Raw genomic sequence first — 16,603 nt, 5'->3', positions numbered from 1 at the left:
TACTGGTGTATGCTCCTAGGGTCTCATTTGCTTGCCGCCTAGCCACAACGCAACCTATTTAGAATAAACACTTTTTAGTGATAGCCATAAGATGAGCTATTTAGAGGATTGATAAAATCTAATTAGTTAGAAACAAGAAACAACCGCAATATCATTGATTTTAAGCGTTATCTCGCAAGTTCCGTAATAACCGCCCTACAACTTATGCATAGCAGACAAAGGATGGGAACACAGATATGTCGATGTCACTGAGTCAATTAGAAAATCGTTCAGAATTCATTTCGCGCCACATTGGTTCATCAGAACAACAATTAAAAACCATGTTAGACACCGTGGGTGCAACGTCATTAGATGCCTTGATGGGCAAAATTGTCCCCAAAGCCATTTTGCTTACAGAGCCGCCAAGAGTGGGGGGTGGAGCAACTGAGCAAGAAGCTTTAGCGGAATTAAAAGCAATAGCGTCACTCAATAAACGCTACAAAAGTTATATTGGTATGGGATATGCCCCTGCTGTGCTTCCGCCAGTTATCTTGCGTAATTTATTAGAAAACCCGGGTTGGTATACCGCTTATACGCCATATCAACCGGAGGTGTCACAAGGCCGTTTAGAATCATTACTGAATTTTCAACAGTTAACTATCGACCTTACGGGGTTAGACCTTGCTTCTGCATCGTTATTGGACGAAGCCACCGCTGCGGCAGAAGCTATGGCGATGGCAAAACGGATCAGCAAACTGAAAGATGCAGAACGTTTCTTTGTGGCGGATGATGTTCATCCGCAAACTCTGGATGTTGTTCGCACACGTGCGGGGACTTTTGGTTTTGAAGTGATCGTGGATAGCGCAGAGAAAGCACTGGAACACGAAGGTGTTTTTGGTGTGTTACTTCAACAGGTTGGCACGACAGGTAATGTCCATGACTACAGTTCGCTATTTGCCCAATTAAAAGAGCGTAAAATTGTCAGTTGCGTTGCAGCAGATATGATGGCGCTAGTATTGCTCACTGCACCGGGTAAGCAAGGGGCGGATATTGTCTTCGGTTCAGCACAGCGTTTTGGCGTCCCGATGGGGTATGGTGGGCCACATGCGGCCTTCTTTGCTTGTCGTGACGAATTTAAACGGGCAATGCCTGGACGTATTATCGGTGTGTCACGGGATGCAGCAGGTAATACCGCACTGCGTATGGCGATGCAAACCCGTGAACAACATATTCGCCGTGAAAAAGCGAACTCGAATATTTGTACATCCCAAGTGCTGTTAGCCAATATCGCAGCCATGTATGCGGTTTATCATGGGCCAAAAGGGCTGAAAATAATTGCAGAGCGTATTCATCGCTTCAGCACTATTTTTGCCAAGGCATTAGCAGACGCAGGTTTTACATCACGCCATAAAACTTGGTTTGATACGTTATGTATTGAAGTCGCTGACAAAACAGCGGTGCTAGCGCGTGCTGAAAAAGCCAAAGTGAATTTACGTACTGATATTCGTGGTGCAGTTGGCGTGACTTTTAGTGAAATCACGACTCGCCAAGATTTAAATGAATTGTTTGCGGTGATCACAGGTGTTGAAGCTAAGTTAGATTTTGAAAAACTAGACCAATCTGTTTCAGCGACAGAGCAAGCGATCCCAAGCACTATGTTACGTGATGATGAAATTTTAGCTCATCCAAATTTTCATCGTTACCATAGTGAAACCGAAATGATGCGCTATATGCATAGTTTAGAGCGCAAAGATTTAGCCTTAAACCAAGCTATGATCCCTCTGGGTTCTTGTACGATGAAGCTTAATGCGGCTGCGGAAATGATCCCAATTACTTGGCCTGAATTTGGCGAGCTACACCCATTCTGCCCACCTGAGCAGGCTCAAGGTTATCACCAAATGATAGAGCAACTTTCCCATTGGTTAGTGCAATTGACCGGTTATGATGCTGTATGTATGCAACCTAACTCAGGGGCTCAAGGTGAATATGCCGGTTTATTGGCTATTCGTCGCTATCATGAGAGTCGCAATGAAGGGGAGCGAAATATTTGTTTGATCCCGGCTTCTGCTCACGGTACCAATCCTGCCTCTGCGCATATGGCGGGTATGGAAGTGGTAGTAGTGCGTTGTGATGATGAAGGTAATATCGATTTAGTGGATTTACGTGAAAAAGCTCAGCAACATAGCGAAGCACTTTCTTGTGTGATGGTAACTTACCCATCAACCCACGGGGTATATGAAGAAAGTATTCGTGAAGTGTGTGAAATTATTCACCAATATGGTGGTCAAGTCTATCTTGATGGTGCAAATATGAATGCTCAGGTTGGGTTAACAACACCGGGCTTTATTGGTGCGGATGTTTCTCATCTGAATTTGCATAAAACATTCTGTATCCCTCACGGTGGTGGCGGACCAGGTATGGGGCCTATCGGTGTGAAAAAACACTTGGCACCGTTCGTACCGGGGCATTCTGTGGTTGAGCAAGAAATGTTAACTGACCAAGGTGCGGTATCTGCAGCCCCATTTGGCAGTGCATCAATTTTGCCAATTAGCTGGATGTATATTCGTATGATGGGCTCTTATGGTCTACGTAAAGCTAGCCAAGTTGCTATTTTAAATGCGAATTATATTGCCAAGCGTCTTTCTGGCCGTTATGACATTTTATATACAGGGCAAGAAGGCTATGTTGCCCATGAATGTATTGTCGATTTACGTCCAATTAAAAGAGATACAGGTATCAGTGAGCTCGATATCGCTAAGCGCTTAATTGATTATGGTTTTCATGCGCCAACCATGTCTTTCCCTGTAGCAGGGACATTAATGATTGAACCGACAGAGTCTGAAAGCATAACTGAAATTGATCGGTTTATTGACGCCATGTTAGCGATACGCGATGAAATTGACCAAGTCGTGAAAGGGCAGTGGACACTAGAAGATAACCCTCTCGTGAATTCGCCTCATGTGCAAACGGAGCTAGCCGGGGAGTGGCCTCATAGTTATAGCCGTGAACTCGCAGCATTCCCAACAGCACAAACGAAAGCGAATAAATACTGGCCAGCAGTAAAACGGCTTGATGATGTGTATGGGGATCGTCATTTACACTGCTCATGTGTGCCGATTGAAGATTATATGTAGGAATATATCGCACACTTCCATTATATAATGTGAATTAAATACTCTTTAGGCTTGATTTCGGTGAGTTACTGAATTCAAGCCTTTATTTATTTAGGATTTATTTAACCTAAATATTGTGAGATACCCGTATAATTTTTACCTTGGTGTAGCTTTTCCACAGCACCTGTTTCTATAATTACTCGGTAAACCCCTCCATTAAGGTCAGCCACATACATCAGTTGTGCAGGCTTATCATATGTGAGTCCAATAGCCTCTTTAAAACCACGGCTTATCACCTTGTAATGGCTTAATCCATCAGCAGAAATATTGGCACAATTTAAGCTATTACCATCGGGCTCAGCGCCTCTATCTGTCCAATATAAAATATGGTTTTCTTTATCAAGCAATAAATCAATAGGTTCGGGGAGGTCTTGAAGGAGTAATTGAATATCAGTTCGTTGATTGGCCGATTGTTGGATTTTAGGCGTTAATGGCACCCTAAAAATACGACCTAAATTACCTTTAGGGGTCCCTTTCTGAGTCCAGTAAATCCAATTATTTGTGACATCAACAGTAATGCCAACACATTGGTCTAATATATCTACTTTATTGTGTTTATCTCGGGGTCTTGCTACATGGACGAATAAATCAGAACCATCAATATTACATGATGAAACCATACCTCCTTCACGATCACACCAATATAATCGTTGATTTACTAAATCAAGATGCAATTGTTTTGGCGTTCTTATCTTTCCGTTGCCCAATAGTATTTTTCTGCCAGTACCATCAAAATTCATCACATTAATGGAGCCATCGTCAGCCTCATAATCTTCACCCATATTACTCCAATAAATTAATCGGTTAGCAGGGTCAACGGCAATACCATCAGGGGTTCCACCGAGTCCTTCGATAATTGGGATTGTTTGGTGTGTTGATTTATTGAATTGAATTATAGCGGGTGAATGGACATCTAGAAGTAAAAGGTAAGGATTTGAATATTCATTGAATTTTTCCATTTTAAACCTCTTTGGCAAATGTTCAATGATAAAGATAGGAGCGATATTAATAATTGGCAAGTTATTAATATTGGTATTTCTATATAAGTCGAGATTAATAATTATTAAAAAATATAAAGTGGTTTATTATTTAAATCAAAATAATGAATTAGTGAAAAGTATATCTTGCTGTGGGTAATACACATAGATTAGATGAGTGTAACACGTTAAATAAAGCGGCTTTGTAGCCGCTTCTGACATAAATTACAGTAACCAGCCTTTTTGCTGAGCGAGTTCCAATTGTAATTTAAGTTGTTGATAAAATTCAGGTAGGATCTGCTGAATATAATCACATTTACTGAGAACTTGTTCCAGACGAATGTGGTTTTCGACCCAACTTTGGCCTTGATTATGCAGGTTCATCAGCATCGGCATCGCTCGGTCAATGGCATTCGCATACACAGATTCCGGGGTTTCTAATGCATCATATTCATTCCACAGAGCTAATAGCGTTTCATTTTGCGGGCTAGGCAGTAAGTTAAAAATACGCTTAGCCGCTTTAACTTCTTCTTCATGAATAGCATCACGAGCGGCATTATCAAATACCAATACATCACCTGCATCAATTTCAACAATGTCATGAACGAGGGCAAGTTTTATCGCATGTTCGATATTAATGCCTTGAACATAAGGTGCAAAACTCATTGCTGCAACGGCAAATTGCCAGCTGTGTTCTGCTGTGTTTTCTTGGCGTTCACGGTTCAATAATTTATTCTTACGATAAACACTTTTGAGTTTATCTAATTCCATCAAAAATTGGACGACTTCGGTAAAAGCCCCAAAATTAACCACCTCTACGGGCTTGCTACCTAATGCAGATGACATAAAAACTCCAATTAATTCTCTTCTAATGAATAAGGTAATGGTGCGATAGTTAGACGACTTTGCTCATCCCCCATAACACGGAAAACGCTATCCGCTTCCATATCGTTATTCATAATGACTTGCACATAGATTTCGCCGCTACCTAAGCGAATAGCAGCTAAAACAGTTCCTGTACGGCGCCATTTATCACCAAGCTGCCATTCCACACCTTCACCAACGACAGGAATAGTGGTACCTGTACCTTTTAAGGTGTACATCGCACGTTTATTTGCACCACGGAATTTTGCACGGGCAACCATTTCTTGACCGGTATAACAGCCTTTTTTAAAGCTAATACCATCAGGTAGGGCTTGTAAGTTGGTTGCTTGAGGTAAATGTTGGGCACTATTTTGTTGATCGATAACCGCAAAACCGGCTTCGATATCAAGGGCTAACCATTGTTCATCGTTGACCTGAATAGCACCTAAGGTTTGGGCCATTTTTTGTGCCGTTTCTTCGTTAGTGATCACTAAAAAACGCTCTGTGGGTAATGCAAAATGTAATATTGTGGAGGCGTCGTCTGTAACTACTTGGTTTTGAGCGTCAGGTAATGCAGTAAATAATGTTGCCAGTGCTTCTCTAGCGCCTTTACCCGCGACTCCGACTAATTTCAGTTCTGGTTTTTTTTCAAAGGTGACTTTCGAAAAAACAGCATATTTTTTCAGTTCGGCGAGTTGTGAGTCGGCAACGCTGGTTCTTAATAAATATGAGTAGCCATCTAAATGATGGAATAGGCGGAGGTCGCTCCACATCTTACCTTTAGGATCACAATGTGCGGTTAATGCATGTGATTGCTTGAGTGTGGCGATATCTGCGGTTACTTGGCCTTGCAGGTATTTTTCTGCATCGGCGCCGTGGAGGTGAATAAGTTCCCAGTTTTCCAGTGAAATCAAAACGAGTGGTAAAGACTGAGATCCGAGAGGGAATTGCTGTGTACTATCAATTTGGTTAGTCATGATTTCACCTGTTGTTCTTTGATAGATAAAGGTGCCTAATGGTAAAATAGCTAGATAACATTGCAAGTAGTTATTATGATGAAGCTGTATTATCTAATAGTTTTTTATCATCTGTTTGTAGAAAAACGGTATTTTACTACTAAAATTACAACAATGTAGTCTATAACATGTTTTCTTAGCGGATAATCTGTTAGAGTATGGAAAATAATCAATCTAATCAGTTAACTGCAAAAAAGGCCGTAGTAGAATGGATATTGAGAATAAAGCGCGAATTCATTGGGCATGCCGCCGTGGTATGCGTGAATTAGATATTTCAATCATGCCGTTTTTTGAGTATGAATATGATGACCTAACAACTCACGATAAGCAGGTATTTGTCCGTTTATTAGAATGTGCGGACCCTGATTTATTCAATTGGCTAATGAATCACGGTCGTCCAGATGATGACGAACTTTTTCGTATGATTAAACTGATTCAGGAAAAAAATAAAAATCGTGGTCCTGTGGAAATCTAATCTCTCCATTTCATGGAAAACCCAACTGTTCTCAACCTGTGTTCATGGGGTCATTGGGATGTTTTTACTATTGGCTCCATGGTCCCCTGGTAACTCAATGATATGGTTGCCGCTATTAGTGGTTGTCGTTGCGAGTTGGGCAAAGAGCCAGAAAAATATCAGTAAAATAAAAGGGGTTGCTGTACTGGTTAATGGCAATAAGGTTCAGTGGAAGAAAAATGAATGGAGAATACTGAAAGCACCTTGGCTTACCCGCTATGGTATATTACTGACACTAGAAGCGTTACAAGGTAAACCACAAAAGCTCCATTTGTGGGTTGCAAAAGACGCATTGTCGGAAGAGAATTGGCGTAATTTAAACCAATTATTGCTGCAATATCCGGATATTTAGGCTACCAAAATCATAGGTGATAAATCAAATTGGTAGCCTAGTGTAGGGTAGGTAACCCTCACTTTGGGGGTTCGCTGAGCAAGTACATATAAACTTGCATCATAATAGCGCTTCAATTTCCTGAAAAATCTGCACACACCACTGCGCAATACGTTCATCGGTCTGTTCAAACTGGTGGACTTCATCTAATGCCAGCCCAACAAACATATCACCAGTTTCATTGAGTGGTTTAGGGCTATCAAAGGTATAGCCTTCAGTTGGCCAGAAACCGACAAATTTAGCGCCAGTTGGTTTTAGTTGATGATAGAGCATGCCAAGGGCATCAAGAAACCACTCGCCATAATCTATTTGGTCACCCAGTCCATACATCGCAATGATTTTATTTGCGAGGTTAAGATTGGGAAGCGCTTCCCAAATTTCAAGCCAATCTTCCTGTATTTCACCAAAATCCCACGTAGGTATTCCCAAAATAAGAACATCATACTGTTCCATTTCTGCTGGCGGTGTATCGTTAACGTTATGCAATGTGACTAAATCATCGCCGAGAATATCACGTATTTTTTCTGCAACCATTTCGGTATAACAGGTACTAGAACCGTAAAAAAGACCTATTTTCATATATATTATTACTATGTCCAGCTATGGTTTTCATCACAAGAGAGATATTGTAACAGAAGCAGCCACATTCAGGCATAATAGAATCGTGTGGTATTATCTAAAGGAAGCTTATCTGTCGTGGAAACAAAACAACTTAATCCATTAATTGAACAATTTCTTGATACAATTTGGCTTGAACAAGATCTAGCCGAAAATACATTGGCTTCTTATCGTAATGACCTTCAACTATTAGATAAATGGCTTGATGCGCATCAGTTGCATTTAGAAAGTGTTCAATCAATTGACTTACAATCTTTTTTTGCGGAACGTATTGATTGTGGATATAAAGCAACCAGTTCAGCACGTTTATTAAGTGCGATGCGTAGGTTATTTCAATATTTGTATCGGGAGAAAATCCGTCTGGATGACCCTTCTGCGGTGATTGCTGCCCCCAAAATTCCGCAGCGTTTACCCAAAGATTTAAGTGAAAAACAAGTTGAAGATTTATTAAATGCCCCTGCTACCGAAGATGCTTTAGAACTACGTGATAAGGCCATGTTGGAAGTGCTATATGCTTGTGGTTTGCGTGTTTCTGAATTAATCGGCTTAACTTTTTCAGATATTAGCTTGCGGCAGGGGGTTATTCGCGTTGTTGGTAAAGGTGATAAAGAAAGATTGATTCCCTTGGGGGAAGAGGCAATATATTGGCTAGAGAAATACATTGATGAAGGTCGCCCAGATTTATTAAATGGCAAAACTAGCGATATTCTATTCCCGAGTAAGCGTGGCACGAAAATGACTCGGCAAACGTTTTGGCATCGAATAAAATATTATGCAGTACTTGCACATATTGATAGCGAGCTACTCTCACCGCATGTTCTTAGACACGCATTTGCAACCCATTTACTCAATCATGGGGCAGATTTACGCGTGGTACAAATGTTGTTAGGTCATAGTGATCTTTCAACCACCCAAATTTATACTCATGTTGCTACTGAACGGTTACGAGTATTGCATGAGCAGCATCATCCAAGGGGGTGATGCATGATTAAAGGACTATCTATGAAACGCAAATTGTTATTATTGGCTGCTGCATGTATTGCGACTGTGACTTCCACGGTCTATGGGGCAACAGAAGAAAAAGTTATCCGTGATACTTTGGAAAAATACAACATGGTTGTTGAGGTAATTAAACCTTCGCCAATCGTTGGGCTGAATGTTGTTGAAACCACAACAGGGGTTGTTTATATCACTGATGATGGCAAATATTTATTGCAAGGGCCAATTTATGATATGAGCGGTAAAAATCCAGTCAATATCAGTAATCAGCCATTAATGAAAAAAGTAGAAGCGCTCAAAGATGAAATGATTATCTTCAAAGCCCCTCAGGAAAAGCATGTTGTGACAGTTTTTACCGATATTAGCTGTGGTTATTGTAAAAAATTACATGAATCTGTTGGTGAATTAAACAGCCAAGGTGTTACGGTGCGTTATCTGGCTTATCCACGCCAAGGTGCAGATAGCGACGTAGGAAAGAAAATGGCATCTATTTGGTGCAATGGCCTACAACAAAAAGCATTAACTCAAGCGTTTAAAGGTGAAGAAGTTGCCATGATTGAAGATTGCAAAATTGACCTAAGTAAACATATGAGTGTGGGTAATTTATTCAAAGTGACGGGAACACCAGCAATCATCCTACCGGATGGGCAATTACTGCCTGGCTACATGAAACCGGATGCCCTTGTTCAATTACTCAACGAAAAATAGTTAATTATTGTGAATGTAGAAACACTCTTACAACAAAGACAGCAGCAAAGTTCTGCCGCTCAACTTCCTGGCTTGCCTGAGCTATTACAACGAATTTACCAGCATCGGGGCATCACGGATATCAATCAGTTAGAGCGCAAAGCAGCTAATTTATTGGATTATCGGACATTATCGGGTGTTGATAAGGCATTGCCCCTACTTTATCGTGCGTTAAATGAACATGAAGCTATTACTATTGTTGGGGATTTCGATGCGGATGGAGCAACCAGTACGGCATTAGCTATTAGAGCTCTAAAATCAATGGGATATAGAAATATCAATTATATCGTTCCGAACCGTTTTGAAAATGGTTATGGATTAACGCCATTGGTTGTCGAAGAAGCCCGTAAACGCGGAACGAATCTCATTATTACCGTTGATAATGGCATCTCATCCCATGAAGGGGTTGCAGTAGCTAATCAATATGGAATGAATGTAATTATTACCGATCACCATCTGCCGGGGGAAACTTTGCCTGCTGCGGATGCGATAATCAACCCGAACTTAAATGAATGTTGCTTTGCATCTAAATCATTAGCTGGGGTTGGTGTCACATTTTATTTAATGTCTGCCTTACGTGCATATCTACGTCAGCAAGGGTGGTTTGTGCAGCAAGGGCTAGCAGAGCCTAATTTAGCCGAGTACCTTGATTTGGTTGCATTAGGAACTGTTGCAGATGTGGTTCCTCTTGATACAAATAACCGCATTTTAGTTCACCAAGGGCTAAATCGTGTTAGAGCTGGGCGCTGTTGCGCGGGTATTAAAGCCCTCATTGAGGTTTCCAAACGTGATTTATCAAGACTAGTGGCAAATGATTTTGGGTTTGCGCTTGGCCCTAGGCTAAATGCGGCAGGCAGATTAGATGATATGTCAGTGAGCATTGAATTATTACTGACAGACGATATGGCGTATGCAAGGGAACTGGCAAATGAGTTAGATGGGCTGAATCAAACTCGCCGTGAGATTGAAGCGGGTATGCAGCAAGAAGCGCTCGTGCTTTTTAATCAATTCGAATACGGTGAAAGCCAGTTACCAAATGGCTTAGCCATTTATCATCCTGAATGGCATCAGGGGGTTGTCGGTATACTCGCCTCAAGGATCAAAGAACAATATCATCGTCCTGTTATCGCTTTTGCTCCTGCGGGTGATGGTTTATTAAAAGGTTCTGGGCGTTCCATTCAGGGTGTCCATATGCGGGATGCATTAGAACGGTTAAATACATTACAACCCGGGATTATGCAAAAATTTGGTGGCCATGCAATGGCAGCAGGCTTAACTTTGCATGTTGATCAATTTGACGCTTTTAAACATCACTTTGAATTATTGATGGGTGAATTAGTTCAACCTGAGCAATTGGCTGGGGTAATCTGGAGTGATGGCGAACTTTCACGCAATGAGTTTTGTTTAGAAACTGCTGAACTTATTCGAGAAAGTGGCCCATGGGGACAAGCATTTCCGGAACCTATATTTGATGGTGAATTCCAATTATTACAGCAAAGGCTTGTTGGTGAGCGCCATTTGAAACTTATGCTGGAACCCGTGAATGGTGGGCCAATGTTAGATGCAATTATGTTTAATATTGATGTTCGTCGATGGCCAGATAACAGCATCAAAAAAGCGAAAATAGCCTTTAAATTAGATGTGAACGAATATCGTGGACAAAAAAACGTCCAGCTAATGATTGAGCATATTTGGCCTGATTAAGCCTATCATAAACGGCGGAATAACCAGCAAATAGCGTTTGATGGCGCTATAAACATGAGATAAATTCCGCTATACTAAGCGGTTTGTGAATAAAAAATTATTTTTGACTAACCATAAGATATTGAAAAATGACGTTTGAAATAAACCCAGTAAAAAATAAGATTCAGGACCTGTCTGAACGGACAGTGGTTCTGAGGGGGTATCTTTGACTATGATGCCAAGAAAGAACGCTTAGAAGAAGTCAATGCTGAGCTTGAACAGCCTGATGTGTGGAATGAACCCGAGAGAGCGCAAGCCCTTGGTAAAGAACGCTCATCTCTTGAAGCAATTGTTGAAACGATTGACCAGATGACGCAAGGCCTTGAAGATGTTGAAGGTTTATTAGAGCTTGCGGTTGAAGCTGATGACGAAGACACATTCAATGAAGCTGAAGCTGAACTAGAGCAATTAGAAGGCAAATTAGAGCAACTTGAATTTCGCCGTATGTTCTCTGGCGAATACGATAGTGCAGATTGCTACATTGATTTACAAGCGGGTTCTGGCGGTACTGAAGCTCAAGATTGGGCAAGTATGTTATTGCGTATGTACTTGCGTTGGGCCGAGTCAAAGGGCTTTAAAACCGAGATTATCGAAGAGTCTGATGGTGATGTTGCTGGGCTAAAATCGGCAACAGTCAAAATTATTGGTGACTATGCCTACGGGTGGTTAAGAACGGAAACTGGTGTTCACCGTTTGGTTCGTAAGAGTCCGTTTGACTCAGGAGGGCGTCGCCATACTTCTTTTAGTTCTGCGTTTATTTATCCTGAAGTTGATGATGATATTGATATCGAAATCAATCCAGCGGATTTGCGTATTGATGTATACCGTGCTTCTGGTGCGGGTGGTCAGCACGTAAACAAAACGGAATCAGCGGTACGTATCACACATATTCCAACCAATATTGTGACGCAATGCCAGAATGACCGTTCGCAGCATAAAAATAAAGACCAAGCTATGCGACAGTTAAAAGCGAAGCTATACGAACTGGAAATGCAAAAGAAAAATGCAGACAAGCAAGCGATGGAAGAGAACAAATCTGATATTGGCTGGGGAAGCCAGATTCGTTCTTATGTCCTTGATGATGCAAGAATTAAAGATTTACGTACTGGTGTGGAAACGCGTAACACGCAAGCCGTACTGGATGGTGATTTGGATAAATTCATTGAAGCTAGTTTAAAAGCTGGCCTGTGAGGAAAAAATGTCTCAGGAACAACAAGGTGTTGAACAAGCACCTGATTTGAATAACGAACTTAAAGCACGTAAAGAAAAATTAGCGGCACTGCGTGAAAAGGGTATTCCATTTCCAAACGATTTTCGTCGTGAAGATATTTCCGATAAAATTCATGCGCAATATGATGATAAAACCTCAGAAGAGCTTGAAGACCTAAATATTGAAGTGTCGATTGCTGGCCGTATGATGACTCGTCGTATTATGGGTAAAGCTTCGTTTGCAACGTTACAGGACGTTGGCGGACGCATTCAAATTTATGTATCGCGTGATGATTTAGCGGAAGGCATCTATAACGAACAGTTTAAAAAATGGGACTTAGGCGATATTTTAGGTGCTAAAGGCCGTTTATTTAAAACCAAAACGGGTGAGTTAACTGTTCATTGTCATGAAGTTCGTTTATTAACCAAAGCGTTGCGTCCATTGCCTGACAAATTCCACGGTTTATCAGACCAAGAAACACGTTATCGTCAGCGTTACCTTGACTTAATTGCGAATGATGAATCTCGTCATACTTTTATTGTTCGTTCTAAGATCCTAGCTGAAGTACGTAACTTTATGGTTAGCTACGGTTTTATGGAAGTGGAAACACCAATGATGCAGGTCATCCCTGGTGGTGCTTCTGCGCGTCCATTTGTGACTCACCATAATGCATTAGATATCGATATGTACTTACGTATCGCACCTGAATTATACCTGAAACGCTTAGTTGTAGGTGGTTTCGAACGCGTATTTGAAATCAACCGTAACTTCCGTAATGAGGGGTTATCCCCACGTCATAATCCAGAGTTCACAATGATGGAACTCTATATGGCTTATGCTGATTACCGTGATCTAATCGCATTGACAGAAGATTTGTTCCGTACACTGACACAAAAAGTGTTAGGTAATACTGTTGTTCAGTATGGCGAACAAGAGTTCGATTTTGGTAAGCCATTTACTAAAATGACGATGAAAGAAGCTATTTGCAAATATCGTCCAGAAACGAATGTTGCTGATTTGGATGATATGGATAAAGCGGTGGCAATTGCTCAGTCTATCGGTATTAAGATTGAAAAGAGCTGGGGCTTAGGCCGCGTACAGTGTGAAATCTTCGAAGAAGTTGCAGAAAGCCACTTGATTCAGCCAACATTTATTACTGAGTACCCAGCTGAAGTTTCGCCGTTAGCGCGTCGTAATGATGACAACCCATTTATTACCGACCGTTTTGAATTCTTCATTGGTGGTCGTGAAATCGGTAACGGTTTCTCGGAATTAAATGACGCAGAAGATCAAGCTGAGCGTTTTGCTGAGCAAGTACGTCAAAAAGATGAAGGTGATGACGAAGCAATGTTCTATGATGAAGACTATGTCACCGCATTAGAACATGGTTTACCGCCAACAGCAGGTTTAGGCATTGGTATTGACCGTATGGTGATGTTATTCACTAACAGCCATACTATTCGCGATGTTATTTTATTCCCCGCTTTACGTCCTAGCAAAGCTTAAATGCCATTATGCCCGGTTAATTCCGGGCATATATTTACATTTATAAGCAATCAATATTACTTTCCTCATGTTTTATTCAAATGCTTCATTTTAGGTTAAAGATAAAACACCATTTACTAGACGTTAAATGAGTAACATGGAATAAAATCACTGAATAGTGTTTTTTGAGTGATTAAGGCTATGTGAACGCTATATTTTTATTAAAAATAAATTTGAGTTACGAATCGTATCAATTTAATATAAGTAATTCCGACAGATAACTGCTATGCTTTATTACGTAGTTGGAAATTATGTAGCTGAAATGCCGATAAATTCGATTTTTTATAACTATCTGATTTTTCTTGTAATTTTTAATTGCTGTTAGTTTTTGGAATTGAATTAAGCAGGTTACCCATATTTTGAATGATGGCGGTTATTGCCATGTCACAGGTTTAAAGTGTGTCAGCAGCTTGATAAATGAAAAGTAGGCGTATTTATTGTTAGTTATCATTTTATTTGTTAACAATTGTTACAGGTGGTAGAACTAAAATGAGAATTTACTTGAAAGGTATCTAATTGTTAGCAAGGTTTATCGAGCAACTTAATCGTTATCTGACATAAAATAATAAAAAATTCCGGTAAAGGTGTTAATTTATCTCTTTATAAGGACTGCTAGCGAAAATTAGCTCATAAATTTAATAGAAATGTAGCAATAAAATAATTTTAAAACTAAAGTTAAGTTAATCTAAATTTATGAGATGACTCTATTTCTACATTCGGGCTTATAGAAAATAGCTAATTTTTAGCTTACACTAAGTTTTTTGGACATCATTATAATAGCGAAGAAAAGTGCTGGTAAGGTAACCATATGTTTTTAAAAAATAAATTTCATGTTGCATTTTTGCTTATAGCAGGTACAGCTCTTCTTTCAGGTTGTACATTTGGTTCAGACACATACAATACAGCAACACCTAATACTCCAAGTAAACAAACAGTCAATACAAGTACCGCTCAGCCGGTAACACAATCGACTGTTGATACCAATCCAGGTCAGGTTGATAACTCTTATCCTGAATCTCAAAAAGTTTTAAACAGCGCAATTAACCGTACACCAGTTGCTTCTACAACTTATGGTGAAGCGGGGGCTGACCAGCAAACATTTGCTCATTTGAATACGTGTGTTAAAGAATTAAACGCGCTCAAAACACTATCACCAAAAGATTACAATCGCTTAGTAGGTTCATTTAAAGAAGTTAGCGAAATCAACCGTCTATATCGACAAGTTGAAGGGACTGCTAGCCCTGACACAATTGAACTATTACAAATGGCAATAGAGTCTAAAACCAAAGTGTTGTGTGCAAAAGTTCGTTATAACTCAGTATTGTCTACCGAATCAACATTGAAGAAAATTAGTGGATTATGAGAATAAACCTTAGGCTTTGTGTGTCACTGGCACTTGTTACGACTTTTTTTAGTCATGCTCCAAAAGCAGAGCGCTTTAACAATGTAATTGATGATTTTGATACCTACCTTCAAATGGAAAAAGAAGGCAAAGTACAAGAGCAAAAACAACAATTGCCAGTTAATACACAAAACCAAGGTTATGATATCTTTTCTTCGCTATCTACCGTTCCAGCGCCAAAAGAGAAGCAAAAATCTGCGGCAGCGAATAAAGGAACTAAAGGCAAAACTACAGGGAAAAGTAAATCTGCTGCTACATCAACGAAGAAAGCAGATGTAGCGAAAGCAGACCCTGTAGAGCCAGAAAAAACGACTTTTCCTGAAGTGTGTGCGGTGGCGACAGAAAATGGCGTAGCGCCTATTTTATTGTCGTCTTACCCTTATTTTTTTCAAAGCAACCAATGGGATCCTGCTTATCTAGCAAAAGATTTTGCAAAGTATCAATTGGTTCTTGACCCACTCGGCTTATATTCATCTAAATTTGCTAAGCCAACAGGTATTAATACCTCTGCTTATCTTGAGCAACTGGCACAATTAATTGAACGCCAGCAATTAACACATCTATATAAGTTTGGTATTGCTCAAGGAGTAGGCCAGCTTATTGCCTATAATCATTTACTCAATGATGATCAACTCGTTTCTGAACTCATTAATCATAATAAGAGTATTGCGCAATTAACGCAGACAATTACCGAAAAACAATTTGAGATTGATAAACTAAACGACGAAGTTCTGAAGAGTAAAGAGCATATAGCCCAGCTACAGGCGGTTGTAAATTCATCAGATGATCAGTCTTTAATTGACACATTAAAGGCTAAATTGGCGGATGCCCAAAAAACAATTGAGCAAAAGCAAAATAGTCTTGAACAATTAAGTCAAGAAAATCAGCAAACCCAAGAAACGATTGCCCAGCTTGAGAAACAATTAAATGAAAGTGTTGTTGAACAAGCCCAACTTAAACAGCAATTAGCAGAAAAAGAACAACAATTTGCTACCGCAAATTTGAAAATTGAGCAATTAACCGCTGATATTGCAAAATTGGAGTCAGAGGCTAAAAATCAACTGCAACTTGTTGGTAATACTGATGAACAAATGAAGTCAGTGACAGCTGAACTTTTACAGCAAAAAGAGTTGTTAAAACAGAAAGAAAATGAATTAGCTACGGCTAAAAGTGAAAAAGATGATGTCCAATCTTCTTTGGTCGCTCAGCAAGAGAAAAGTAAATCATTAGAGTCACAAAACCAGCAACTACAAGCCCAGTTAGTCGAAAAAGAACAATTAGCGAAAAGCATTCAAGCTTCTCTGGCGGAAAAAACTGAACAAGCTGAGCAAAAAGTCGCATTAGAAAATGCCTTAAAAGTTGCCCAAGAACAGCTGAATTCATATCAAAGTACGCAAAATACGTTAGAAAAACAGTTAGCTCAAA

At 40.1% G+C, this 16,603-nt stretch carries 14 protein-coding genes; 10 read left to right on the top strand and 4 right to left on the bottom strand.

The window, feature by feature from the left end:
* Window positions 1–236 precede the first annotated feature (236 nt).
* A complete protein-coding gene (gcvP, locus tag PSF31_RS20710; protein ID WP_096863170.1) occupies window positions 237–3,113 on the top strand; it encodes an aminomethyl-transferring glycine dehydrogenase in 2,877 nt (958 codons plus the stop codon).
* Window positions 3,114–3,214: 101 nt separating this feature from the next.
* Here the strand turns inward: gcvP and PSF31_RS20705 are convergent, their stop codons facing one another.
* The 3 genes from PSF31_RS20705 to ygfZ form a co-directional block, all read right to left on the bottom strand.
* Window positions 3,215–4,111, bottom strand: coding sequence for a YncE family protein (locus tag PSF31_RS20705; protein WP_164561168.1), 897 nt, complete (start codon window positions 4,109–4,111; stop codon window positions 3,215–3,217).
* A 243-nt stretch (window positions 4,112–4,354) separates the two neighbouring features.
* Entirely contained in the window at window positions 4,355–4,975 is a 621-nt protein-coding gene (locus tag PSF31_RS20700) for an HD domain-containing protein (protein WP_096863168.1), read from the bottom strand.
* A gap of 11 nt (window positions 4,976–4,986) precedes the next feature.
* Entirely contained in the window at window positions 4,987–5,970 is a 984-nt protein-coding gene (gene ygfZ / locus PSF31_RS20695) for a tRNA-modifying protein YgfZ (protein WP_164561167.1), read from the bottom strand.
* Window positions 5,971–6,217: 247 nt separating this feature from the next.
* Between ygfZ and sdhE the strand changes: the two genes are divergently transcribed.
* Window positions 6,218–6,484 carry an FAD assembly factor SdhE gene (gene sdhE / locus PSF31_RS20690; protein WP_004261864.1) on the top strand — a complete coding sequence of 89 codons (267 nt, stop codon included), beginning with the start codon at window positions 6,218–6,220 and terminating at the stop codon, window positions 6,482–6,484.
* Window positions 6,465–6,875: a protein YgfX gene (locus PSF31_RS20685; protein ID WP_036958456.1), complete on the top strand. Its 411-nt coding sequence runs from the start codon at window positions 6,465–6,467 to the stop codon at window positions 6,873–6,875. The genes sdhE and PSF31_RS20685 overlap by 20 nt, the downstream gene beginning before the upstream one ends.
* A 99-nt stretch (window positions 6,876–6,974) precedes the next feature.
* Here the strand turns inward: PSF31_RS20685 and fldB are convergent, their stop codons facing one another.
* On the bottom strand, window positions 6,975–7,493 hold the full coding sequence (gene fldB / locus PSF31_RS20680) for a flavodoxin FldB (RefSeq protein ID WP_004261816.1): 519 nt from the start codon (window positions 7,491–7,493) through the stop codon (window positions 6,975–6,977).
* A gap of 117 nt (window positions 7,494–7,610) precedes the next feature.
* Here fldB and xerD point away from each other — a divergent pair, with 117 nt between their 5' ends.
* The 7 genes from xerD to PSF31_RS20645 form a co-directional block, all read left to right on the top strand.
* A complete protein-coding gene (gene xerD, locus PSF31_RS20675; RefSeq protein WP_004261814.1) occupies window positions 7,611–8,513 on the top strand; it encodes a site-specific tyrosine recombinase XerD in 903 nt (300 codons plus the stop codon).
* A 21-nt stretch (window positions 8,514–8,534) separates the two neighbouring features.
* The gene (gene dsbC, locus PSF31_RS20670; protein ID WP_096863312.1) at window positions 8,535–9,239 is read left to right on the top strand and encodes a bifunctional protein-disulfide isomerase/oxidoreductase DsbC; all 705 of its coding nucleotides are present in this window, start codon (window positions 8,535–8,537) and stop codon (window positions 9,237–9,239) included.
* Between the two features lie 9 nt (window positions 9,240–9,248).
* A complete protein-coding gene (gene recJ, locus PSF31_RS20665; RefSeq protein WP_096863167.1) occupies window positions 9,249–10,982 on the top strand; it encodes a single-stranded-DNA-specific exonuclease RecJ in 1,734 nt (577 codons plus the stop codon).
* Between the two features lie 128 nt (window positions 10,983–11,110).
* Window positions 11,111–12,212, top strand: a protein-coding gene (gene prfB, locus PSF31_RS20660; RefSeq protein WP_096863166.1) for a peptide chain release factor 2 whose coding sequence is annotated in 2 segments (ribosomal slippage) — window positions 11,111–11,188 and window positions 11,190–12,212 — 1,101 coding nt in all. Because the reading frame shifts where the segments join, the coding sequence is not laid out codon by codon here.
* Window positions 12,213–12,219: 7 nt separating this feature from the next.
* Window positions 12,220–13,737: a lysine--tRNA ligase gene (lysS, locus tag PSF31_RS20655; protein WP_004261800.1), complete on the top strand. Its 1,518-nt coding sequence runs from the start codon at window positions 12,220–12,222 to the stop codon at window positions 13,735–13,737.
* Between the two features lie 847 nt (window positions 13,738–14,584).
* Window positions 14,585–15,139 (top strand): hypothetical protein, encoded by a 555-nt coding sequence (locus PSF31_RS20650; RefSeq protein WP_096863165.1) that lies wholly within the window; start codon window positions 14,585–14,587, stop codon window positions 15,137–15,139.
* A gap of 20 nt (window positions 15,140–15,159) precedes the next feature.
* Window positions 15,160–16,603 (top strand): hypothetical protein (locus tag PSF31_RS20645; RefSeq protein WP_272683293.1); only part of this gene is annotated, 1,444 nt, incomplete at its 3' end.

The organism is Providencia sp. PROV156 (assembly GCF_028480905.1).
Lineage (GTDB): Bacteria > Pseudomonadota > Gammaproteobacteria > Enterobacterales > Enterobacteriaceae > Providencia > Providencia hangzhouensis.
Note: the sequence above shows the minus strand (reverse complement) of the source record. Positions and strands in the feature narration are given on the sequence as shown.

Excerpts from the sequence above, each read along its gene's own strand:
- gcvP (WP_096863170.1), top strand. The coding sequence starts at position 237 with ATGTCGATGTCACTGAGTCAATTAGAAAATCGTTCAGAATTCATTTCG.
- PSF31_RS20705 (WP_164561168.1), bottom strand. The coding sequence starts at position 4,111 with ATGGAAAAATTCAATGAATATTCAAATCCTTACCTTTTACTTCTAGAT.
- PSF31_RS20700 (WP_096863168.1), bottom strand. The coding sequence starts at position 4,975 with ATGTCATCTGCATTAGGTAGCAAGCCCGTAGAGGTGGTTAATTTTGGG.
- ygfZ (WP_164561167.1), bottom strand. The coding sequence starts at position 5,970 with ATGACTAACCAAATTGATAGTACACAGCAATTCCCTCTCGGATCTCAG.
- sdhE (WP_004261864.1), top strand. The coding sequence starts at position 6,218 with ATGGATATTGAGAATAAAGCGCGAATTCATTGGGCATGCCGCCGTGGT.
- fldB (WP_004261816.1), bottom strand. The coding sequence starts at position 7,493 with ATGAAAATAGGTCTTTTTTACGGTTCTAGTACCTGTTATACCGAAATG.
- dsbC (WP_096863312.1), top strand. The coding sequence starts at position 8,535 with ATGAAACGCAAATTGTTATTATTGGCTGCTGCATGTATTGCGACTGTG.
- lysS (WP_004261800.1), top strand. The coding sequence starts at position 12,220 with ATGTCTCAGGAACAACAAGGTGTTGAACAAGCACCTGATTTGAATAAC.
- PSF31_RS20650 (WP_096863165.1), top strand. The coding sequence starts at position 14,585 with ATGTTTTTAAAAAATAAATTTCATGTTGCATTTTTGCTTATAGCAGGT.